The 22,765-nt window shown below is 46.0% G+C and carries 18 protein-coding genes and 2 tRNA genes; 10 read left to right on the top strand and 10 right to left on the bottom strand.

Features of this window, described 5'->3' with window-relative positions; genetic code table 11:
- Window positions 1-176: 176 nt before the first annotated feature.
- Window positions 177-250: transfer RNA gene (locus GWR21_RS16365), tRNA-Pro, on the top strand.
- Between the two features lie 98 nt (window positions 251-348).
- Window positions 349-422, top strand: a tRNA-Pro gene (locus GWR21_RS16360).
- A 292-nt stretch (window positions 423-714) separates the two neighbouring features.
- On the opposite strand, the gene GWR21_RS16355 is transcribed toward GWR21_RS16360, so the two are convergent.
- The 4 genes from GWR21_RS16355 to GWR21_RS16340 form a co-directional block, all read right to left on the bottom strand.
- The gene (locus GWR21_RS16355; protein WP_162332789.1) at window positions 715-1,230 is read right to left on the bottom strand and encodes a glycosyltransferase family protein; all 516 of its coding nucleotides are present in this window, start codon (window positions 1,228-1,230) and stop codon (window positions 715-717) included.
- 116 nt (window positions 1,231-1,346) lie between these two features.
- Window positions 1,347-3,533, bottom strand: a complete 2,187-nt coding sequence (locus tag GWR21_RS16350) for a DUF3857 domain-containing protein (protein WP_162332788.1) — start codon at window positions 3,531-3,533, stop codon at window positions 1,347-1,349.
- Window positions 3,534-3,545: 12 nt separating this feature from the next.
- Window positions 3,546-5,450 (bottom strand): transglutaminase domain-containing protein, encoded by a 1,905-nt coding sequence (locus tag GWR21_RS16345; protein ID WP_162332787.1) that lies wholly within the window; start codon window positions 5,448-5,450, stop codon window positions 3,546-3,548.
- Between the two features lie 120 nt (window positions 5,451-5,570).
- Window positions 5,571-6,332 carry a helix-turn-helix domain-containing protein gene (locus GWR21_RS16340; RefSeq protein WP_162332786.1) on the bottom strand — a complete coding sequence of 254 codons (762 nt, stop codon included), beginning with the start codon at window positions 6,330-6,332 and terminating at the stop codon, window positions 5,571-5,573.
- A 106-nt stretch (window positions 6,333-6,438) separates the two neighbouring features.
- On the opposite strand from GWR21_RS16340, the gene GWR21_RS16335 reads away from it, so the two are divergent.
- A complete protein-coding gene (locus GWR21_RS16335) occupies window positions 6,439-7,092 on the top strand; it encodes a DUF1349 domain-containing protein (RefSeq protein ID WP_162332785.1) in 654 nt (217 codons plus the stop codon).
- A gap of 207 nt (window positions 7,093-7,299) precedes the next feature.
- Here the strand turns inward: GWR21_RS16335 and GWR21_RS16330 are convergent, their stop codons facing one another.
- Window positions 7,300-8,166, bottom strand: a complete 867-nt coding sequence (locus tag GWR21_RS16330) for a helix-turn-helix domain-containing protein (protein ID WP_162332784.1) — start codon at window positions 8,164-8,166, stop codon at window positions 7,300-7,302.
- A gap of 184 nt (window positions 8,167-8,350) precedes the next feature.
- Between GWR21_RS16330 and hxlB the strand changes: the two genes are divergently transcribed.
- The 3 genes from hxlB (at window position 8,351) to GWR21_RS16315 (ending at window position 10,450) form a co-directional block, all read left to right on the top strand.
- Entirely contained in the window at window positions 8,351-8,935 is a 585-nt protein-coding gene (gene hxlB / locus GWR21_RS16325) for a 6-phospho-3-hexuloisomerase (RefSeq protein WP_162332783.1), read from the top strand.
- Between the two features lie 24 nt (window positions 8,936-8,959).
- Complete coding sequence (hxlA, locus tag GWR21_RS16320; protein WP_162332782.1) at window positions 8,960-9,592, top strand: 3-hexulose-6-phosphate synthase; 633 nt, start codon at window positions 8,960-8,962, stop codon at window positions 9,590-9,592.
- A gap of 312 nt (window positions 9,593-9,904) precedes the next feature.
- Window positions 9,905-10,450, top strand: coding sequence for a hypothetical protein (locus tag GWR21_RS16315; protein ID WP_238429829.1), 546 nt, complete (start codon window positions 9,905-9,907; stop codon window positions 10,448-10,450).
- A 196-nt stretch (window positions 10,451-10,646) separates the two neighbouring features.
- On the opposite strand, the gene GWR21_RS16310 is transcribed toward GWR21_RS16315, so the two are convergent.
- Both GWR21_RS16310 and GWR21_RS16305 read right to left on the bottom strand, forming a co-directional pair.
- Window positions 10,647-11,561, bottom strand: coding sequence for a hypothetical protein (locus tag GWR21_RS16310; RefSeq protein ID WP_162332780.1), 915 nt, complete (start codon window positions 11,559-11,561; stop codon window positions 10,647-10,649).
- 330 nt (window positions 11,562-11,891) lie between these two features.
- On the bottom strand, window positions 11,892-12,845 hold the full coding sequence (locus GWR21_RS16305; RefSeq protein WP_162332779.1) for a hypothetical protein: 954 nt from the start codon (window positions 12,843-12,845) through the stop codon (window positions 11,892-11,894).
- A 63-nt stretch (window positions 12,846-12,908) separates the two neighbouring features.
- On the opposite strand from GWR21_RS16305, the gene GWR21_RS16300 reads away from it, so the two are divergent.
- Window positions 12,909-14,054 carry an alginate lyase family protein gene (locus GWR21_RS16300; protein WP_162332778.1) on the top strand — a complete coding sequence of 382 codons (1,146 nt, stop codon included), beginning with the start codon at window positions 12,909-12,911 and terminating at the stop codon, window positions 14,052-14,054.
- Window positions 14,055-14,171: 117 nt separating this feature from the next.
- On the opposite strand, the gene GWR21_RS16295 is transcribed toward GWR21_RS16300, so the two are convergent.
- Window positions 14,172-15,143: a tetratricopeptide repeat protein gene (locus GWR21_RS16295; protein ID WP_162332777.1), complete on the bottom strand. Its 972-nt coding sequence runs from the start codon at window positions 15,141-15,143 to the stop codon at window positions 14,172-14,174.
- Window positions 15,144-15,302: 159 nt separating this feature from the next.
- Here GWR21_RS16295 and GWR21_RS16290 point away from each other — a divergent pair, with 159 nt between their 5' ends.
- From GWR21_RS16290 to GWR21_RS16280, 3 genes are read left to right on the top strand one after another with little or no spacing between them, the layout of a single operon-like run.
- Window positions 15,303-16,889: a flavin monoamine oxidase family protein gene (locus GWR21_RS16290; protein WP_202928950.1), complete on the top strand. Its 1,587-nt coding sequence runs from the start codon at window positions 15,303-15,305 to the stop codon at window positions 16,887-16,889.
- A gap of 35 nt (window positions 16,890-16,924) precedes the next feature.
- Window positions 16,925-18,097 (top strand): pyridoxal phosphate-dependent aminotransferase, encoded by a 1,173-nt coding sequence (locus tag GWR21_RS16285; protein WP_162332776.1) that lies wholly within the window; start codon window positions 16,925-16,927, stop codon window positions 18,095-18,097.
- A gap of 12 nt (window positions 18,098-18,109) precedes the next feature.
- Entirely contained in the window at window positions 18,110-19,093 is a 984-nt protein-coding gene (locus tag GWR21_RS16280; RefSeq protein WP_162332775.1) for a Hint domain-containing protein, read from the top strand.
- Between the two features lie 122 nt (window positions 19,094-19,215).
- On the opposite strand, the gene fusA is transcribed toward GWR21_RS16280, so the two are convergent.
- Entirely contained in the window at window positions 19,216-21,291 is a 2,076-nt protein-coding gene (gene fusA / locus GWR21_RS16275) for an elongation factor G (protein ID WP_162332774.1), read from the bottom strand.
- A 529-nt stretch (window positions 21,292-21,820) separates the two neighbouring features.
- Entirely contained in the window at window positions 21,821-22,684 is an 864-nt protein-coding gene (locus tag GWR21_RS16270) for an SDR family oxidoreductase (RefSeq protein ID WP_162332773.1), read from the bottom strand.
- Window positions 22,685-22,765 lie beyond the last annotated feature (81 nt).

Raw genomic sequence — 22,765 nt, 5'->3', positions numbered from 1 at the left:
TCCTTTTCTTTGCCCTCGGGTGTTTCATCTGTTTTTTACAAACAGCACCGGAAAGTTATTTTAATTTTTTTTAAGATTTTCCTGAAAGTTTTTTGGTTAAATGAAAAAACTCTCTACCTTTGCAATCCCAAACATCGAAAGCGATGGCAACAAAGCAAAGATGTTAAGTCGGGTCTCGGGGCGTAGCGTAGCCCGGTATCGCGCCTGCTTTGGGAGCAGGAGGTCGCAGGTTCGAATCCTGCCGCCCCGACTGGAAGGAAGGATAGCAGTAATGTTATCCTTTCTTATTTTTAATAGAGGACGGTGTGTTTTTTGTGAGTAGGCCAGATGTCATCTGGGAAACATTTTCGGGGCGTAGCGTAGCCCGGTATCGCGCCTGCTTTGGGAGCAGGAGGTCGCAGGTTCGAATCCTGCCGCCCCGACCCGATAGGAAAAAGGAGATCAAGTAATTGATCTCCTTTTTTGTTGCGGTATATCTCTAAGCCTTTTTCAGCAATAAAACATAAGTTTTAATAGGTTTTATTTGATATTCATTATGAGTATCCATCTAATTTATAATAGATATTAAACAAAAATGCCTGCATTTAGCAGGCATTTAATACGGTATTTAAACACTAGTTTATTATTAAATAAACCAGGCGAGATTGTTTCCAATCTTCTTTAAGAATTTTCTTTTGGTAAGGTAATAAAACTTCTATAAAATCACATTTATTTTCAATGATATCCCCCACCAGTTAATATCCTGCTATCAATGTCATACCTGAATTCAACCCACTGCTTATCATAGTTACTACCATACGCCATCGCCAATCCTGACACCACATTCCCCTTAACATGCACATCTTTTAACCCATTCCAGGAAATACGCGCCGTTTTCCAGCATGTCCCATCCGTTTCGAATACCATCAATGACATGCGTTGATGCAACACCATTCTCCCATCTTCCAGTACAAACAGATTCTCAATGTCTGACCCGCATGATGCAACAGCGGTTTTGCTATCCGGATGTATCACATACCCGCTTCCTCCCGCTATGACTAAAATGTTTTCCGACTGGCGAAATGAATATACACCATCAAAGTTCGTGTCACCTGGCGCGAAGTTACCTACCCAGTCAGTTCCATCAGCTATAAAAAACTGTACCGGGAAGCCTACGGAATAGAACGTGTCAGGAATTGCAACAGGCAGGGCGCCATAGACAGGCAGGGATGCCAGCATCTTATATCGCATGCGTTAAAAATAAACAAAAGACTGAAAATACATATTTATATAGACTACTTCTAAGAAACAACATCCCATGGCTACATGAATAACCATGGGATGTGATAACTACTTTGATACCGGCATTACATCTTCTTCAGCAGTACCTTTTGTTTGTTAAAATCGGATGCAGCATCCATAAATGACATCATTTGCTCCCAGTTAGCAGATGGTTCATAAGCATGCTTGTATACTTTTTTAACAGTCAGTATAAGCTTTCCATCTTCTGTTTTGGCGCTGGTTTCAAATGAACCGGCATCGTTGTTAACAGATTTGTTCAGGTTTTCCGCACCTTCCACCTGATATCCCTGGGGGATATTAACGAGTATGTCGTATGACACAGTACGGGCGAAAGACATGTTGATATCATAGGTACGTTTACGCTCTTCCGGTGACAGTGCGATCTGTTCGGTGAGCAGTCTACCTATATCCAGCATATAGTTATTCCCTGCTTTCTTAACAAAACCATCCATGGTAAATGATTCCTGGATAGTTAAAGGCTTGTTCTGTTTTTCAAGGCCCAGTTCAGGAGTCTCAAAATGAGTGACAGCGGTGGGTTTAGTGCCATACTCACTGGATATGTTGTCCTGTACTGTTTCGTCCATGTCTTTACGGGCTTTCTTGAAGGCAACATCATATTCATAGCTTCTTTTTTTGTATGGGCCGTACGCCAGCAGGTCGTCGTCCATTGATGAAGAGACATGTAGATTTTTGCGTTCTTCATGCAGCATATCTTCATACAGTAACATGTCCATATAGCTATAGCGATAGTGTCCTGTCACACGGATAACGCGGTCAATGTTCAGCTGTTGCAAATTATCGGCTGCAAAGGTCACATTGATCTTTTCTTTATCCGCATTCTGCTCCGCGCTGCTCACCGGCAGGGCGATCTTTTTAAATGAGGCGTCTTTTTGTTTGGAACTACCTGTTACGCTTACCGTATAGGCCTGCTGTCCCTCCACTTGCGGAGACAATTCATCGGGGTAACTGAGCATGCTGCCCATGGAGCAATACATCGGTTTATCTCCGGGATAGGCGATGATGAAGTAGCTCAGATCGTCCAGGGAGACTACATCCTGCAGGGTTCCTACGCTGCGTGGTACCGTAGCCGCCAGTTCAGTTGGAATGTCATAGCGGTTCAGCAGTTGCCTGAATACGTTGGCGGTATAATGCTCACGGGGAGAATAGGTCTTTCTTGCCTGTCCTACTTCTATAGAGGGGCTTATTGAAGTCTCTTTGTAAAGAGATGCGTACCTGATGTAATAGTAAGCCAGTTCTGCGATGGTCCGTTTATCCATATCTCTTTGCTTTACACCTGCTTTTGTTGCAAAGTAATCCAGCACATCAGGAAAGCCTTTTATGATGCTGCCAAGTGTAGGATAGGACGCACCTACACTGATGATCTCGTATGTCAGGAAACGACGGATGCGTTCTTCATCCATACCGTTCGTGAATTCCCTGCTTTTGAGTCCATTGTAGGCCAGGCGTAACGTCGGTAATGATCTTTGCTCATATAACCAACGCTCGTCTGTTACCTTGGGAACGTCTGTCTTGTGAATAGAGAATGTATATTCATCTCCGTCCTGACTGCGTTTAAGTGCGGACTGTTCATCATTCAGATAACGCCAGGATACGCCCATTCTCTTGTCGACACGCACGTTCAGTGAAAAGTCCAGCATGGGATACTTCTCACCGATTGAATAATCCAGTGGATCGGGAGATGCGTAAAAGCTGCTCGCTTCTTTATTCATTTTTACGTAGAAGTCGATAATATCTCCTACCTGCAGATCCGAGATGGCGATCTTTTGTTTTTTGTCGTTCTGTTCATCTTTTACGTTCACGGCGTCGTTCATGTCAATATCCCGTTGTTGTCCATTGGGTTTAATGACGCGTATGCCCATGAAAGAGGTGAGCCTGACACCATTTGCCCATCCACCGCTTTTCAGTTTCTGCAGACTGAACTCGGAGTAGTCTTCCAATGCCGCTTTATCCTGTATCTTGATGCGCTCATGCATGGTAACGGCGATATTGTCCTGACGGCGGCTATGATCTGCACCTAATGTGAAGTTCATGGCAATGATGACAGCCGATTCATTGCTGTATTTTTCGGGAATGTCTGTTCTGGCGAAGGCGGGGTCTTTAGCATCCCATATTTCCTGTTTTACCAGGGTGGCATCTTCCTGGTACTTTTTTTCCTGTTTGGACTGAGCGCCAGCCTGATAGGCGGTACTCAGCAGAAGAGTAGAAAGTAATACAATTTTGTAGCTATACATAGGTTAGAGGATTTATTGTTGGGAAAGGGTGATCTGCTCCAGGTATTTCTTTGATAGTGCAGCAACGGCCTTGTTCCATTCAGTAAAGCTGGCTTTTGCCAGATAGGTATTGTTGATCTTTATTTGTTTCCGGTAACTGATCTTATTACCAGTAGTTTTATAGGTGATATCGAAGCTGAAATTCGGAGTGGTGATGTGCAGATCTTCAGGTAATGTAACGGTTTTATAACTGGCCGGAATGATGAGTTCTGTTTCAGTAATAAAATTAGCTTTCGTGCTAAAGCGGTAATCTGTAGTACGCTTCACCGTATCGATCGCTGCGTTGTTATATTCCTTGTTAAAGTCAATGTCAATGTACATCTCTTTTCCGAACGCTGACACCGCATCCTCATATACGAGATCAAAGTTCACTTCCAGGTTGCCATCCCGCTGATCCAGTGCAGAGGTAGTTACATTGGATATTTTGTAGTGGTTGTCGCTATTAGTAATGTACTTCTCAAGCGCCGTCTGTACCCTGTCTTTCTTAGTGAGATTGACGTTGTAGAGCAGATCCGATTTGCTTTCGCCGTTGTACTGATATTTGATCCTGCCGCTTACATTGTTCCCGGTAATAGTCAGCGTTTCTTTGAAGAGACGGATATTCTGTTCCGGAGTAACCACAGGGATATTTTCCAGCAGACAATTATCTCCGTCTTCAATCATCACCTGGCGGCCTGCTATACGTTCTGCGTAGATGCCGGGTTGCATGTACTTTTCTGTAGCGTCGAGGTACCACCATTTGTTGTTATACTTTACAGCACAGATCATATGGTTGTCAGCACTGAGTGAGGGGATGCTGTGATCGTACATAATGTGATTGGTGCCTATCCAGCATAGACGGGCATCGAGGCCACAGCGTATCAATAGTTCTTTAGTGAGATTGGCCATGCCTTTGCAGTCGCCATATTTTTTTCTCATTACCTCATGTGATTCATCAGGTTTAAAGCCAGCGATACCGTCTTCAAAGGCAATATAGCGGATGTTCTCTTCTACCCAGTAAAAGATGGCTTTCATCTGGGCAAATGGATCTGTGATACCAGCCGTGATCTCACGGGCTTTAGCTCCCAGTGCTGCCGTATCCGGGTGTAACTGTGTGGTCAGGTTATGGCACCACTGGTAAAGGTCCTTCGTTGTATTGAAGTAGCTGAATTTTTCGTCCTTATAACTGGCGGATCTGCTACGCACGAGGATATGTGGGTATATCCAGGATGGCCCGGGACTCATGGATGCTGATTTCCTGGCGGGAAGCACTTTAGCAGTGTAAATATAAACGTCAGCGTCTTTAGCCTTGTCGTAATTTTTTTCGGTGGTAATGTCTTGTCCCTCAAAATGGAAAGTATGAATTTCAACATCCATCCAGCGGGGAACTATAACGGTGACCTTCTTTTGTTGTACTGCGTAACCTTCGTTCAGGTAGACTGTCGTGAGATAACGCGGATCTTTGATCTCTTTTTCTATCGTTACTTCACTGTGGGAGTTCTGGCGGGTGAATGGCAGCATGAAATGACAGACCCTGATATCTGAATAGAAGTATTCGTCTATGTTGAGATAATCATAGGAAGGTGTGATCATTTTTGCTTTTTTCCCGTCTACAGTGATCGCCACATTTTTAATTTCTTCCTGGCCGTTATAGCTTTCGGAGAAAGGAATGGCGGAGCGGAAGCCGTTACAGATAAAATCTTTGTAAAGGTTTTGTTTCACCGTTACCTGCTTCTGGCGGGTATCGTACTGGAATTCGTAGGTTTCATCTACGTTGGCGAGTTCTATATTATCATCGTTTTTCTGGGCATGTACAGAACGAGGATAGCATAGGAATAACAATATACTCAGACGGAGAAATAGTCTGGTATGAGAACAGATGCGCTTCTGGAGCTTCATGGTAAGGGACGGGTTGATGAATTAAGGAGCTAAACTACTAAAAAAGAGTAGATTTTATATTAAATAATATAAATTAGGTAGGAGGTTAGCTCAATGAGCATGAAATAACGTTAGCCCCGCTCACAACAGCTCGATCGCCTCCGCTATCTTGCACGCCTCAAAGGAATTCTTCACATGGAGTTTCTCCAGTATGTTCTGGCGGTGCCTGTTCACCGTATTAATGCTGATGGACAATATCGTGGCGATCTCCTTACTACTCTTCCCGTTTTTCACCAGTTGTAGTAACTCCTTTTCCCTGAAGGAAAGGATATCGCTGAACTGCTGATTGTCGGATACCATCACTTTACCTGACCGCATATTTACAATGGCCCCCTGGTATTTATCCACCGGCAGTGGTGATATTCCGAAATTATACAGGCATAGTGCCAGATTAACACTCCCGTCGTTACTGCTATGCAGATAGAACATACGGTGTTGAACTGACATATATTCCTCGTATTGATTCCGCATCTGCAGATAGCTATTTACCTGGTAGTCGCATCTTTCGGACAGGGGAAGTCCTTTTAGCAGATGAAAGAATTTCAGTTCCATAAGGTGCTTCCCTACCAGGTGGTCGGGGTGTATCCTGTTGAAGATCTCATCTTCCCAGATGGAATTGATCTCCCGCATATCCTGACTATAGGTCAGTCCCAGCGCGGTGGCAATATGACCACTGTAGATATAGCTTTTGTTATTTTTCAGATCACTGAGTACACTGATGGCATTTTCCACTTTGGCGTACATGGCGGAGATCCACTGGCATTGATTGAGTATAGCGGCTGTGTCCTGACCAGCGAATGGCTGTGTCAGTAAGTTGGCATTGAGCGTCTCAAATACATTCATCTTTGTTATATGGTTATTTTTAACCATTGTGCCTTAGTAGGCAGCTGTTTACCTTTGTAAAGGTAGGTAACCGGCATGGTTATTTATATTTAAAATTACTATGTACATGAAGAGGATAATTTTAGGTCTGCTGATGCTGGCAGGCACTCAGGCCGTATCAGCACAAACGCTGGAGAAAATGCAATGGTATAATGAACCGGCCAGCTGGAAGATCAATAATAAGACGCTGACCATGTTCGTTACGCCGCAGACGGACTACTGGCGTATATCTCATTACGGATTCACGGTCGATGATGCCCCGTTCTATTACACGACGTACGGTGGTGAATTTGAGGTGAAAGTAAAACTGACGGGCGATTACAAGGCCAGATTCGACCAAATGGGACTGATGATCCGTACCGATCACCAGAACTATATCAAAAGCGGTGTGGAATTCGTGGATGGTAAACTGAACGTAAGTACTGTAGTGACCCACACGTCCAGCGACTGGAGCGTTAACCAGCTGGAAAAGGTACCGCCGTTCATCTGGATAAAGGCAGTGAGAAGACTGGATGCTATTGAGTTCTATTATTCCCTTGATGATGTGAACTATATCCTTACACGTAATGCCCCACTGGCTGACAACCATCCGGTGATGGTCGGTTTAATGGCTGCTTCTCCCGACGGACAAGGGTTTGAGGCCAAATTTGAAAGCTTTACAGTAAAACATCTTCCTGATCAGCGCAGACTGCAATGGCTGAAGGCGCATGCGGAGAAGTAAAGCATAAAATATAAGGCTGGCAAGCGCCTTTGCACTACCGAAGGGGATCATTCCTCTTCGGTTTCTTTTTGCCCGTTATCAGCCTGAAAAGGGCTAATGTGATCATCTTGAACGCCTGTTCTATGCTTATTAACGATCGTTCCCATTTAGGCTGATGATCACCTGTTCCCCCGGGGAGGTTCGGAGAATAGATAGCATTACCGCGTGTCAGCCGACCAGCGTATTCAACAACGTATCTATATGATGCTTCACCTGTTTCTGGAAAGCCTCGGGTGTTTGTCCCGTATGTACTTTAAAAAAGCGGCTGAAATAGGGACGATCTTTAAATCCTAATAACCACGCCACCTCCTTAATGCTGTTTTCACTGTGTATGATCTGGCGCTTAGCCTCTAATATCAGCCGGTCATGCAGTAACTGAACGCCGGTCTGGTTGAGCACTTCTTTTAGTACCTGGTTAAGACGTTTGGCGCTGATACCTAACTTATCTGCATAAAACTGCATATTCCTTTCGTCGATATAATGATCTTCCAGCAATAGCAAAAACTCATAGGCGCGTTTCTGGTTGATGTCCAGTGTTGTAAATTCTTCTTTCTTCATTTTGATCAGATGAAGCAGAAAGACTTTTAACAGCGATTTGATCATTGCCAGGTTACCGGAATTGTCCCGGTATTCCGCATCCAGCAGCTCGTATACTTTCTCCAGCCGTTCTACCATATTGGGCGTAAGCCGCATGGTGGTAAATTCCCCGCTGACATTGAACACCCTGAATACGTCAAGTGCAAATTCTTTATCCTCTTCTTCCAGCAATTCCCGTTTAAAGGAGAATAAGATCCCCTTCTTCCCCGCCTTGTTCAACTGGTGCACCCGGTAAGGAGGCATCAGGTATACCCAGTGCCCTTTGACGGTAGCCAGTTCAGGTGCCACCTGATGTAAGGGATATTCATCCTGTAGCCATAACACTTCAAAGAAGTCTTTTCTGGCCGCATCATACAAATAGCTGGGAGGACAGCTATCGAGATTTCTGATATATAATAAAGTCTGATCTAATTGTGACCTGTTCTCTTGTTCCAACATAACCAACACGCTTTTCAATTAACAGTATGTAAAGGTACGACGTCTGCATTGGATAATTTGCCCATTACATGGGACAATCAGGCTGGTCGTGGCTTTGGATTTCCTGATTGTCCCATTGATTGAGCGGATAGTGTAAAGCGAACAGTCCGCTGGCAGGTAACTTTGTATCCGAAAACAGAAAGAGATGTTTGCATTTGAGAAAGACGCATTGGAAAAGAGTTTGACCGCTGATCTGCCGATGATATTGGAAGAGAATGCACAATTGGCGAAACAGGTAGTTGTTAGCGATATCGCTGCACTGGCGTTGTTATTACAGGATGCCAACCGGATTTTCGTGATAGGCGCCGGCAGAACAGGGCTCATGATGAAAGCCGCCGCTATGCGCCTGATGCACCTGGGACTGACAGTACATGTAGTCGGTGAAACCACCACACCCGCCATACTGAAGGGAGATGTTTTACTGGCAGCATCGGGTTCGGGTACTACCAGCACAATTGTAAAAGCAGCTGAGAAGGCACATGCTGCAGGTGCTGTTGTGGCATCACTGTCTACAACGGCATCCTCTCCACTGGCTGCCGTCTCGCGACTCGTGTTATTAATACCGGCTGCGCAGAAACAGGACTTTCAGGGAGCTATTTCCCGTCAATATGCAGGTAGCCTGTTTGAACAAAGTGTATTGATCATCACAGATGCCTTGTTTCAGGCAATGTGGAAACTAACAGACGCTCCGGCTGAGGAAGTATGGAAACGTCATGCTAACATGGAATAAACTGGAAAAATAACAAGAAAATATATGGCAAAATTACAAGTGGCAATCGACTTGCTAACTACAGACGAAGCATTGGCGCTGGCGGAAAAAGTAGCACCTTATGTAGATATCATAGAACTGGGTACACCACTGATCAAGAATATGGGTGTGGGTGTTATCACCGCAATGAAAAAAGCACATCCTGATAAAATCGTATTTGCAGATCTGAAAACAGCGGATGCCGGTGAACTGGAAGCGGATATCGCATTCAAGGCCGGTGCTGACCTGGTAACGGTATTAGGTGTTGCAGGTAATGCAACGATAGCAGGTGCCGTGAAAGCAGCAAAAGCACATGGTAAAGGTGTAGTGGTAGATACGATCGGTGCACCTGATCGTGTAAGCAGGGCAAGAGAAGCTACCGCTCTGGGCGCACAGTTCGTAGAACTGCACGCTGGTCTGGACGAACAGTGGACACCTGGATATTCTATCCAGGTACTGATCGACGAAGCTGCAACTGCTAACACGCCTGTATCTATTGCTGGTGGTGTGAATCTGCAGAACGTACAGGCTGTGGTCAAAGCCGGTGCACAGGTAGCAGTAGCCGGAGCAGCTATCTATGCAGCACAGGATCCTGCTGCTGCTGCAAAAGCACTGCGTGAGGCAATTGACGCTGCTTAATTAGAATAATGTTGTTCATGTGAAAAGAAAGCGTCCGCCGATGGTGGACGCTTTCTTCATGATAGTATTAGTACTAATCCTGCTGGTTCTGATAGGATAAACCCCCTTGAACTGATCCGGCCGCCCGTTATAGCTGGTGATGCAAAAGGCGGCAATATGCACCGCCATTGCATTAGTGGCATCTGACAATACTGCTGTTCCCCTGGTGATGCAGCTATCTTCCGATATTTAAGATCCGTTAACAATAAAGCTGTCATCATGATAAGAATATATGAAATATTTCATTTAATTTTCGCCCATAATTTTCATTAAATGCGAAACCAGCTTGTCACAATGGCAGCATGTCTGTCCATGTTCTCCTTCACTGCTTGTCAGCAGTCCCAAAACGCGCAGAGCGCGAATGACTCAACACACACTGCACAGGATACCGTTCCTGCTGTAGCTGAAACACCAGTAGCAAAAGATACTGCTGTACTGACAACCGTAATGTCTGCTCCTGAGAAAGTAAAAGCAGGCGCACCTATTATGGTGAAATTTACCGTTACTAACCACGCAGATACCGCGGTTAGTTTCCTCAAATGGCATACACCAATGGAGGGGAAGTTTATGAACTCTTTCTTTGAAGTAACCGACAGTAAAGGTGAGGCTATCCAGTACAAAGGTATCATGGCGAAAAGAGTAACGCCACCTCCTGCTGATGCGTACATCTCAGTGCCTGCAAAAGGTGAAGTATCTGGCGAAGTTGACCTGACCACAGGTTACAAGATCACTGCTCCCGGCACTTATAAAGTAGTGTATCAGGGCGATTTTACCAGCGGCCTGAGCAAAGTAAATGAAGTGACTGTTACCGTTGAATAGTTTACTTACTGTATTATACAGGAGGCCCGTGGCAATAATGCTACGGGCTTTTTTTATGGGCATACGGAACCTGTCCATTGACATCAGCCACTATAATAAGCTGGCAATAAGTTATATTTTAGTGCTTTCCAGGCGTACACTCCGCCCATCTTTCATTTCCATTGTACAAATTGACAGCCGTTCTAGTTTAAATGACTTAGATCGTACCGATCAGCTTTGTATTACCAAAATCACATGCGCTGCAGCCGTCCTGACCGAAGGGGCCATCAGAGCCATAGCAGGCAGGGAAGTTCCAGTAAGCGCGGTCACGGAACAGTGGTCCTTTACCGGGATCGCCCCAGTTACCACTGAAATTGAATTCAGTAGCACCACAGCTCATCTGAACCAGTCTGTTGCCCGTCAGTACCTCATCCTGGGTACCATTAGGATTTCTGTAATCACCCCAGTATGCACACTCATAACCTGGTAAGGTGACAGAGCTGCCGAAGTGATACATACCATGCGCAAATTTACCTACCCAGGCCTGTACTCTTGTCCCAGCCGCCTTACTTCTCCAGTCTTTGGTATAGTAACCGCCATGCTGGAAGTAGGTGACAGAGATAATACGTTGTGTGGACTGTCTGAACTGGATCACAACATGTTCCAGATCGTAGTCGTGCCCACCCAGATTAGAGAAGCAGTTCTCCTGACGTTTGTACGCCCACCAGTAGTCAATGAAGATCCTGTCGGCATCACTCGGATGTACCTGTACATCGAAATAGGTCGGGAAATCTTTAGACCTTGGTACCGTTCTTTCGATCAGCGCCAGTTTACCGCCACATACGATAGTAGCCGGATCAGAGCTGGCGAAAATGTTTTCTACAGTGGTCGGATAGTCTGGTGACGCACGGTCAAATTTGATCAATGGCGCAAATTGAGTTGCCCATGCCTGAGCCGACGCGCCGCTTACCTTCGTGGAACTTTCTGAGCAGGAGCACGGAGCAGCAGCTGCTGTTGCAGCTATTTCAGATTCGCTCTGCATTTTAGGTGTTACTTCCTGGTCAGCTTTCTGACATTGTGTTAAGAGGAGTAAGCTACAGCAGCTTAACAGTAAGAGGGTTGTTTTTCTCATTTATGATAGGTTTTAAGAGAGACGTGGACTTAAATAACTTCGTTCTGCTGCAATACCGGGTCAAGGATACTTATTTTCTCCGCATTTCTTTTGCTGTGTAAATGCTTAAGGGGCGCGTGATTATTTTTTGCGCTTGTCAGTTTTACATAGGCGGTGCCGTTGATCATGGACGGAAGCAAAAATATAAAAGGACAGGCGAGCGCGTGTTACCGGAATATTAATTAAATGTCATTTTTATATGGCGGGGTGCCGACAGCATTTTTGTAGCTGGCTGAGTGGTTTGCCTTACATAATACTAAGGCGGCAGTCTTTCTGTGCGGTTAATATAGGTTACAAATAGATCGCCACTTTATAGAGGTACCAGTGGTCAGCCAGTTTCCTTAACATCATCACCTTATCAGGATTTAGTTCAGGCAGATTCTTTTCGTCCGCTACATACAGGTATCCGACCTGATCATACAGGATATGGAAGCTAAGACATTCTTTGGGTAGAAAGCCGCCGGAAGTAACATTACTGATTAATAACCTGCTGAATTTGGAATGGCGGCTGTCAAATTCCAGTGGTTGTTCGCTACCCGCAGCAGCTATTGGATATTCCGGATTTAAATAAGGTTTATACGTAAAGCGTGGTACTGTGGCTGTATCTCCGGGCGATCGTACAATCGTGTACGGTGTAGTCGGGATGGCTTCGAACTTTATACGGCTGCTGATATCCTGTGTACGTGCTGCTTCGCACAAACTATCGAACGATGCCTGATACTTCCTGAAATGCTCAACCAATGTATCATCTGGTGCTAACTTTAAGCGCAAACTGTTCAGTACAAAATCAAAATCTTCCCTGGTTTTATACGCCGGATCGTCATATGCGCTGGCCTCCAGTAAAATAGAGTCGATCTGTGCTGGTGTCAGCGCTTCCATTTCCCTTCTTCTGCTGTCATGTAGCCTTGCAAGCGTGGGAGCCGCTATCGCATACAGCTTCCAATAGTTACTTTCTTTGGTAAAGAACAGATATTTATCCGCATGCGGTCCGACATTGCTGACATTCATCGCAATGACACTTTTAACTGCGGTCTGCTGTAATAGCCTGAAGGACGGCTTAACCCCGGCAGGTAGGTCCTCTCCATTGGGATGACCGCTATAATCACCAGTGCTATGACGGCTGATGAATAGTGTGTCTGCCTGCGGACTGAAGATCTTCTTCGCCACCTTTAATGGCTGGAGGGCAGGTCGGGCACAGGAAGCGGCAGAAACTATCAGCAGGATAACAGGCAATCGTTTGATCATTCGGGCAAGTTAGGAAAATATCGCAGGAGTTTTGTATTATGTGTTAAGACCCACGCATAACCCATGAAACACGTTATAGTAATACTGATACTTGTATTTTCAGGCGCTTTTACACCCGATAAGCCTATTGTTGACGTATTGCGCAGGCAGGTATTGTCGGAGGCCGGCTGGGCCTTGAAACAGGCTCCGGTGACGGTTACTGCGCAGGGCTGTAGCCGTAGTGCTGGTGGCAAGCATGACTTCTACTCGGAGGGTGACTACTGGTGGCCCGTACCCGGGCATCCGGATAGTCCCTATGTGCAAAGAGATGGCATAACGAACCCGGATAATTTTGTAGCCCACCGCCTGGCCATGATCCGTTTCAGCCGTATTATAGGCGCATTGGCGTCTGCCTATCGTATTACCGGTGATCCGCAATATGTGGTGGCTGCTCAGCGGCATCTCAGCGCCTGGTTTACAGATACAGCCACCCTGATGCATCCTGATCTGCAATATGCACAAGCTATCAAGGGGCGATTTACAGGCCGGGGTATCGGTATCATTGATACTATCCATTTGATGGAAGTGGCGCAGGGTGTACTGGTGATGCAGGAGGCGGCGGTCTTCGATCGTACACTGCTGGAAGGCGTCAGAAAGTGGTTCCGCGATTATCTGCAATGGCTCACTACACATCCATACGGCAAAGATGAAATGAACGCCAAAAACAATCATGGCACCTGCTGGGTGATGCAGGTGGCTGCTTTTGCCCGCTTCACCAGAGATACGACGTTACTGACATTCTGTAGAAATAGGTATAAAGAGGTGCTGTTGCCGGGACAAATGGCTGCTGACGGGAGTTTTCCGCTCGAGCTGGCCCGGACGAAACCTTATGGCTATTCTCTCTTTAACCTGGACGCGATGGCGACAATCTGCCAGATACTGTCTGATGATGAGCATAACCTCTGGACATATGAATTGCAGGATGGCAGGACTATCCGCAAAGGCATTAAGTTCCTCTATCCTTATGTGGCAAATAAGAGCCAATGGCCATATAAAAGGGACGTAATGTATTGGGATGAATGGCCGGTGGCACATCCCTTCCTGATCTTTGGCGCGAATACCTGGAAGGAGATGGATTGGTTCAATGCCTGGAAGCGACTGGAACATCAGCCTGGGCATGCGGAAGTGGTGAGGAACCTGCCCATAAGGCATCCGTTAATATGGTTGTAGCCTTCGTAACTATCAGGCCGTAGTGTATAAAATTACTCTGTTAATGCACACTAAACGGGGTATTGCAGGATGCAATACCCCGTTTTAGTGTGGCAGGTGAAAATGTTCGCGAATGTTTCACACCGTCCAATGCTCCTTCCTGATGATCTCCTCTAATCTCGCTTTATCCTCTCCCATTTGTGGTTCTAATCCCAGTTGCAGCATTAAACTGTAACTATTGATCACGCCTTCTTTAAACCATGGCATATCCCGGCTAAGCGTCATGAACTTCACAAACGCTTTCATATATTGCTCCTGTTGTACCAGGAATGCCGCATGGGCCGAGCGGAAATGCGGATAATGATAGAACTCACCGGCGATATGATCCCAGCTGGTTTCGGTGATCGCCGTATCAGATCTTAACATGGTGATCGCATATACAGGAGAATGCAACAGGTCATTGTCAAAGCCCACCAGTTGCTGAATGGTTAATGAAGATCTGGAGTCATTTGCCAGTTTGATGTTTAATACTTCATTATATAGATCGTGTGCACGTTCCTGTTGATGGGTATAATACCAGATGTCTCCCAGCAATATTTTCGCTTTCATATGGTTCGGCGCCAGGCTAAGTGCCTTTTCTGCCCGCTCTTCCGCCTCCTTGTACCGGGTCAGGATAAAGTAGGACCGCGCTACTGCCATGTGAAAGTTAGCGTCAGTCAGATCCGGACCGGTAGCATATTCGGCTGCGATCTTCAATGCGTGTTCAGGATAACGATCGATGTTGTAACGCTCAATTACCTGCCAGAGTTTCATCGACTCCCTGATAGAGTTGTCTAATACCTTGTAAATGATCCCCCTTTTGTCCCAAATTGATTTTACCTGTTTCCATTCTTCAAATGCCTCCGGAAATGCAATGGCGAAGGGAATCACTTCGTTCGTTTCTTCGGAGCGTACCCGCATGCTCATCTCCTCTTTCGGCCGGCTGGTATAGCGGGAAGCGGCGGCCAGGAATTCTTTGTCAAAAATGTCTACGTCTGTTAATGCTGAAGCAGGTCTTTCCCGCTTTTTTTTGCTGTCTCTAAGGCCAAATAAATTCGCGAAAAAGCCCATATCCGTATAACTGTGTTGTTACTTTATTCTTCCACAAGATATATAAATTAAAAATATATTATTTATTATCTCATTTGAATAAATAATAAGGTTCAGTCAGTAAATAGTTATAATTTACAGTAGTAGCCAAGTATTGCATATTTTTATATATCAACCAGAATGTCAATTTCAAGAAGAGCCTTCTTATCCCAAACAGGGAAAGTTGCGGCCGCCTATCCGGCTATGCTGGCTTTGGGAATGCTGCAACCCGCCCCCGCTCACGCCTTCGACCTGCCAGGTAACGGTAACGGCAAAAGGATCGTTATCCTTGGCGCCGGACTGGCCGGACTGACTGCTGCTTACGAACTGACCAAACTAGGTTATCAGTGTACCCTGCTGGAAGCCAGGAATCGTGCCGGTGGCAGATGCTGGAGCATTCGCAGAGGCGCCGTTCATCACGAAACAGATATTGCCCCGCAAACGGCCTCCTTCGATGATGGCATGTATTTCAATGCCGGCCCTTCCCGTATTCCACATCACCACGAACTTACTATGCACTACTGCCGGGAACTGCAGGTGCCTATACAGGTATATAACAACGTCAATGAAGCCACTTATTTCTTCAGCGAAGGGAAAAATGGCCCGTTGTCCAATAGGAAGATACGGTCCAGAGAGATCCGTAATGACCTGCGTGGATATACAATGGAACTCCTGGCCAAAGCGATTGACCAACACCAGATAGACACCGGACTGAGTAAGGAAGACTCGCAGAAAATACTGGAATACCTGCGGGCAGAAGGTGGCCTCGACCTGGATAAGTTATATAAAGCGTCCGACAGAAGAGGCTTTATCGAACAACCCGGCGCCGGGAATAAAGCTGGTAAGATCGGAGATCCGCATAAACTGGCGGATATCATCTCCTCCGGACTGGCCGACCCCGATTTTTATAACGTAGCAGAATACACGTATGAGCTGCAGATGACCATGTTCCAGGCGATAGGTGGTATGGATACCATCGCCAAAGCCTTCGAACAACGGGTCGGGAAAATGGTGCGTTATAATTGTGAGGTGACTGATATTCTGAATCTCCCGGAAGGTGTAAAGATCCTGTACAAGGATAAAAAAGGTCCTGGTGAACTACAGGCGGACCTTTGCATCTGCACCCTGCCATTGCCCGTTCTGAGTAATATCCGGCATAACTTCTCTTCTGATGTAAGCCGCGCTATTGACTACGTTCCCTACATGGTCACCGGTAAGATCGGCATGCAGTTCAAAAGAAGATTCTGGGAAGAAGATGAGCAGATCTTCGGCGGTATCACACACACAAACAACGAACTCACGCAGATCTTTTATCCTTCGTACGACTATTTAAGTAAAAAAGGTATCCTGCTGGGGTATTACAACTTCCACGACAAAGCCAAACGTGTCGGCAATCTCTCCCATGCAGAACGGGAAAAGCTGGCATTGGAAAAAGGAAGCCTCATCCATCCGCAGTATCCAAAGGAATTTGAAACGTCCTTTTCCGTCAGCTGGCACAAAACACCGTATAGCATGGGCGGATGGGCGATATATACAGGGATTAACAGACAGACTTTATACAAAAGCTTATTGCAACCAGATAAACAGGTATACTTTGCCGGAGAGCATACAACTTACCTGAATGCCTGGATGGCGGGCGCATTTGAATCGGCCAGAAGAACGGTAGCTGACGTACATGCCCGCATGACCAACCAACGTGTTTCCTATCCCACTGCCAATGGCAGCTGACGTATAGATATTCTTTACAACCAAAACGAATTGCTATGAGTACCACCAACTCCATGAACAGGCGTGACTGGCTAAAAACAACGGCGTTGTTTACCGGAGGACTGACACTGCTTCCGCCCGCGATCAGTCGTTTGCAGGCCGCTCCTGTTACCAGCAGCTCAACCGCTTATGCCACCGACTTCTCTATCTCCCCTAAATTGCCGGTGAACCTGAAAGCCAGGCTATTTGCCAACGAAAATCCTTTCGGGCCTTCTGCGGCTGCCAAAAAGGCGATTATGGACGCTGTCATGACCAGCTATCAGTATCCCATCAGACTGATACCTGAACTGGAAGCAAAGATCTGCGCATACGAAGGTATTACGCCCGAGATGCTGATGATCAGTTCCGGGTCTTCCCCACTGTTGCTCGGTACCGCTGTTAGTTTGTTAGCCGGCGGTGGTAATATCATTACTGCCGATCCTACCTATGATGATCTCCCTACCCGCTGTGAAAAGGTGAACGCCAAATGGATCAAAGTACCACTCACCAAAGATTTTACACATGACCTGGATGCCATGGAAAAAGCGATCACGCCGGAAATCAGGCTGGTGTACATCTGCAATCCAAACAATCCGACCGGCACTATCGTCGATAAAGATAAACTGAAAGCTTTCTGTGAACGGGTGTCACAAAAGGTGACGGTATTTGTAGATGAAGCGTACATCGATTATCTGCCTGATGCAGCAGAAACAACCATGATCAGTGGTGTCAAAAAAGGACAGAACATCATTGTCGCACGTACCTTCTCCAAAGTATATGGGCTCGCCGGATTACGTATTGGTTATATCATCGCGCCACCAGCCATCATCAGTAAACTGCAGCCCAATACCTCCTGTAGCTGGGCCGCTCTTTCCGCTCCTGCCATTAGTGGTGCACTGGCCAGTTACCAGGATAAAGCCTATATGGAAGAAACAGTGAAGAAGACAAACGAGAGCAAACAGTTCCTGTATCAAACACTGAAAGCAGAAGGATACTCCTATATCCCGTCATTCACGAACTTTGTGATGTTCCCACTGAAGATGGATGGAGAACGCTTCCAGGAAGAAATGATGAAACGGAGTGTCGGACTACGTAACTGGAAGATGAACAATAGTCACTGGTGTCGCATCAGTATCGGCCGTATGGATGAAATGCAGGCATTTGCCGCTGCCTTCAAAGAATTATCTTAATCAAATCATGGTATGAAAAAATATCTGCTGACATTACTCTGTTCGATTGTAGCTATACAATTGCTGGCGCAGTCCCGTCCGATGACAATGGCGGAATATGCGAAAGCAAAGACATTTACCGTTAAGGATCTTGACAATGACACATACGTTAAATTCAATAATACCTACATACTGGATCGCTATGAAATGCGGAAACCCTACGTCATCACCGGCGACGACGGGCAGAAAAAACGAATAGACCTCTACCGCCTGGTTGCCAAAGACAGCATGCTGGATATCGCTACTGTCATCTTTTATACCAATGAGGCAGGTAAGTTATACACTGCGGTGATGCCTTTATTTAATAGTAACAGCGACATCTGGAACCAGTACTTTGAAGATATCCACGCGATAGACAAAGTGGAAAAGAACTATGTACTCAAGCTCTCTTATGTATTATCCAAAGAGTTCAGTTACCAGTTATATAAATCAATGAATGCCGGTAAAGATGTGAAAGAAGAGGCAGGTACCTATGGTACTGACATCTGTTTTCCGGGTGATCAGCTGGTAAACCTCGCCAATGGTACACAGAAAGCGCTGCGTGATATCCGTCCGGGAGATGAGATCATTAGTCCGGATGCTGCTACGCACCAGACAAATATCATCCGTGTAAAAGAACTGGTGCAACATCACGCAGAAAATTATGCCATTACCAGTCTGTTAGTGATGCACGTTGCTGAACAGCAGGTCGCTGGTGTACACCAGGTAACATTATCAGGTAAAGTCTTGCAGGCGACTCCTAATCACCCTGTATTAACCAAAGCTGGCAAAAAGCAAATGGGTACTGTGGTGAATGGCGACCAGCTGCTATGTTTGGATGAGCATACCAACACACTTGTCACGTATACAGTGGTCAATAAAACAGAGGCGGCCGGAGGTAAGCAGCCTGTGTATAATATTGTAGCAGAGGGCGGAGATGCGTTCATGATGAACAATATCATGGTATTGCAGAAATAATCACGAATTGGGAATTGAATGCAGCGAAGCTCAGGTGCGGGTGGCAAATCAGGTAATACGACAGTAGAAAAGGATGTCTATTAAAGACATCCTTTTCATTAGTACGGCTTAACTCCTACTTCTTATCCGGCCAGCACTTTACTTGTCATATTGACCGGTACCAGCTGATAATCCTGGAAAGTCACAGAGGCTGCGGCCCTTCCTGATGATAACGTACGCAGGGTGTTAATATATCCAAAGAGACCGGATAATGGGGCTTCTGCCTTAATGTACTGGGCATTGGCCTTCATCTCCATTCCTTTGATCAGACCACGGCGTCTGTTCAGATCTCCCGTAATCGCCCCGGTATGTTCTTCCGGTAATGTCACCTCTACACTCATAACAGGTTCCAGTAAGCGAGGTGCCGCTTTTGAAGCCGCCTGACGGAAGCCCATGATCGCTGCGTGCTCAAAGTCCAGTGCATGTGAGTCAGTCATGTGTATGTTACCATCCAGTAACCGTACGCGCATAGATTGTACAGGATAGCCTGCTAATGCGCCCGTCTTCATTGCTTCCTCAAATCCTTTCTTTACAGATGGTATGAACTCACGGGGGATCGCACCGCCCGTGATCTCATTCACAAATTCAAGCCCCGGCAGACCATCTTCACGTGGAGACAATTCAAACACAATTGCTGCATAATGACCAGCACCACCGTTTTGTTTGCTGTACACTTCCTTGTGTTGGATCGCTTTGGTGAATACCTCTTTGTATGCGATCTGCGGCTGACCTTTGGTAATGTCCACATGGTAATTCATCGCCAGTTTTTCCAGCACTACTTCCAGGTGCAGCTCGCCCATACCCTTCAGGATGGTTTGCCCGGAAGCCTCATCTACGGAGACGCTCAGCGTAGGATCTTCTTCCACAAGTTTAGATAATGCTTCGCTGAGTTTTGTGACGTCCTTAGCCACTTTCGCTTCAATGGCATAACCGATCATCGGTTCCGGGAAGCGGATCTTTTCTAACAGGACCGGTTGAGCAGGATCGGATAAAGTGTCGCCTGTGCGCACATCTTTCAGTCCGACTACGGCACCAATGTCACCAGCACTGATAGCATCTACCGTTTCATATTTATCCGACATGATACGCATCAGCCGACTGATCCGGACATGTTTGCTGGTACGACTATTCCATACAGTGTCACCAGCACGCAATGTACCTGAGTATACTCTTACCAGTGTTAGTTTTCCTGCGTAATCATCGGAGAGGATCTTGAATGCCAGCGCTGCAAAAGTGCTTTCTTCTGATACTTTCAGCGATACCTGTTCTTCCGTTTCCGGATCAACGGCCTGGATCTGTGGCATGTCAACCGGCGCAGGCAGATAGCGGACAACCGCATCCAGTAACGGTTGCACGCCTCTGTTGCGATAAGCAGCGCCGGCAAGTACCGGGATGACCTGCATTTGAAGTGTAGCCGTACGTAATGCGGTATATATCGCTTCAGCAGACACACTTTCCGGGGCATTGGTATAATTGTCGAATATCGATTCATTACACAGTGATAGCTCTTCCAGCAGGTTGGTACGTGCCTGTGTTGCTTCTGCCAGCAGGTATGCAGGTATGTCTGTCACATTATATGATTTACCATCATCGCCACTCCAGATATATGCCTTCATCGTGACCAGATCGATCACGCCGGCGAAGTCATCTTCTGCACCAACAGGGATCTGAACTGGTACTGCATTTGCGTGTAGCACCTCACGGATCTCATTCACCACGCGACGGAAGTCAGCACCTTGCCTATCCATTTTATTGATCATAATAATACGGGGTACGTTGTACCTGTTGGCCTGTTGCCAGACAGTTTCCGACTGTGGCTGTACACCTGATCTGGCGCAGAACACGGCGACTGCACCATCCAGCACACGCAGCGAACGTTCTACTTCGGCAGTGAAGTCGACGTGCCCCGGTGTATCAATAATATTTACCTGGTATTTACTGGCGTCCAGTTGCCAGTAAGTTGTGATGGCTGCAGACGAGATCGTGATGCCCCGTTTTTCTTCCTGCGGATCACTGTCCATCACGGTATTCCCCTGATCTACGCTGCCCAGCTTGTGTGTTAGTCCTGTATAATAAAGCATGCGTTCAGTAACCGTTGTTTTACCTGCGTCCACATGCGCCATGATGCCTATATTTCTGAAGTGATCCAATCGTTTCATTGTTGTTGATTTTAAAGCCATAAAAAAAGCCTTCCGTTCTGGTAACGGAAGGCTTCTCGCAATATGCAAAGCACTGACGTTACCGGGTTAGCGGTGTAAATAAAATGGTCAATGTTTTGATAATAGCTTTCATATTGCTAATGATAAATGATGTTATTAATTAAATGATATGTAGTGAGGAAGTACGGGGAGACAAAATAAAAAGGCCTCTTCGGGATGAAGAGGCCTCTGAAGAATATCCAGACACAATAATTAACTTCTTACATCCGGGTAAGGATCTGCCTCCCCGTTCTTAATTAAGACAATACAGGTGCTGGCAATTACTGCTCTGATAGCAGCACTTGCGTTGAACGCTGATTGATATGTAAGAATGTTTGTCATTGTGATTAATTGCTTTTATAAATCGTGCACAAATGTACGAACATTTTCAATATAAAGATCAAGTCATGTAGCGTGTCGTGTTAGCACTTGCTTAACTTCCCTGCTAAGCGATTGATTGATATACGATTGATAAAAGCCATGCTGCTGCTTACAGGGAAAGACCGTAACTGGCTACCCATTTATCTTTAATGGCGGCTCTGGCAGCAATGAATTCCTTGTCTGTACCCTGTGCGATCGCATCCAGCGGATAACGCAGCGGCCGGGTACCTTTCTCCATATTTACCAGTGTAAGGATGCCATCCGCAATTACCTGTGGGTCCATGTTAAATTCCGCCATCTTACCAAACAGTGCCTGCCCGATGGAGTTGAACAGCTCCTGTCCGGCTTCTCCGTATTCAGCCGTGATATTTGCTTTATCTGCATGGACACCCGCTTTTGAACCATTGTTCATTTCTGTAGGATAAACACCCGGCTGGATAGATACGTTTTCGATACCATACTGTTTCAGTTCATGTTGCGCACCTTCGGTAATAGTTTCTACCGCAAATTTTGACATCAGGTAAGGTACCATGAAAGGGAGGGTAAAGCCACTTGCACCTGAAGTCAGGTTGATGATCAGACCACTCTTTGCTTTACGCATCGCAGGCAGCACTGCCTGATAGGTACGGATCACACCATATACATTCACTTCTTCCATTTGTTTGATCTGATCGATAGACCAGGATTCCAGCAAACCGAAACCTGAGACTGCAGCATTGTTCACCAGCACATCTATCTTACCGTATTTATCCAGTACTGTTTTGAAGGCATTGTTGACAGACTGGTCATTGGTAACGTCCAGTTCTACTACATCTACATTTTCTACCGCACCAAGTTCTTTTGCAGCCGCCGCATTCCTGTTATCGATCCCACGCATGGCCGCAATGACAGTATGTCCCGCTTTTGCCAGTGTGAGGGTCATTAATTTGCCAAAGCCGGTGCTGGTACCTGTGATGAATATGATCTTTTTCATGATTGCAATATTTTGTGTGATTGATGATTTGTTTTTGATAACACAAAGTTGCATCGAAACAGGTCCCCGTTCCATTGATCT

Source organism: Chitinophaga agri, from assembly GCF_010093065.1.
GTDB lineage: Bacteria > Bacteroidota > Bacteroidia > Chitinophagales > Chitinophagaceae > Chitinophaga > Chitinophaga agri.
The sequence above is the reverse complement of the archived record's forward strand: the minus strand, read 5'-3'. Positions and strand labels throughout refer to the sequence as shown.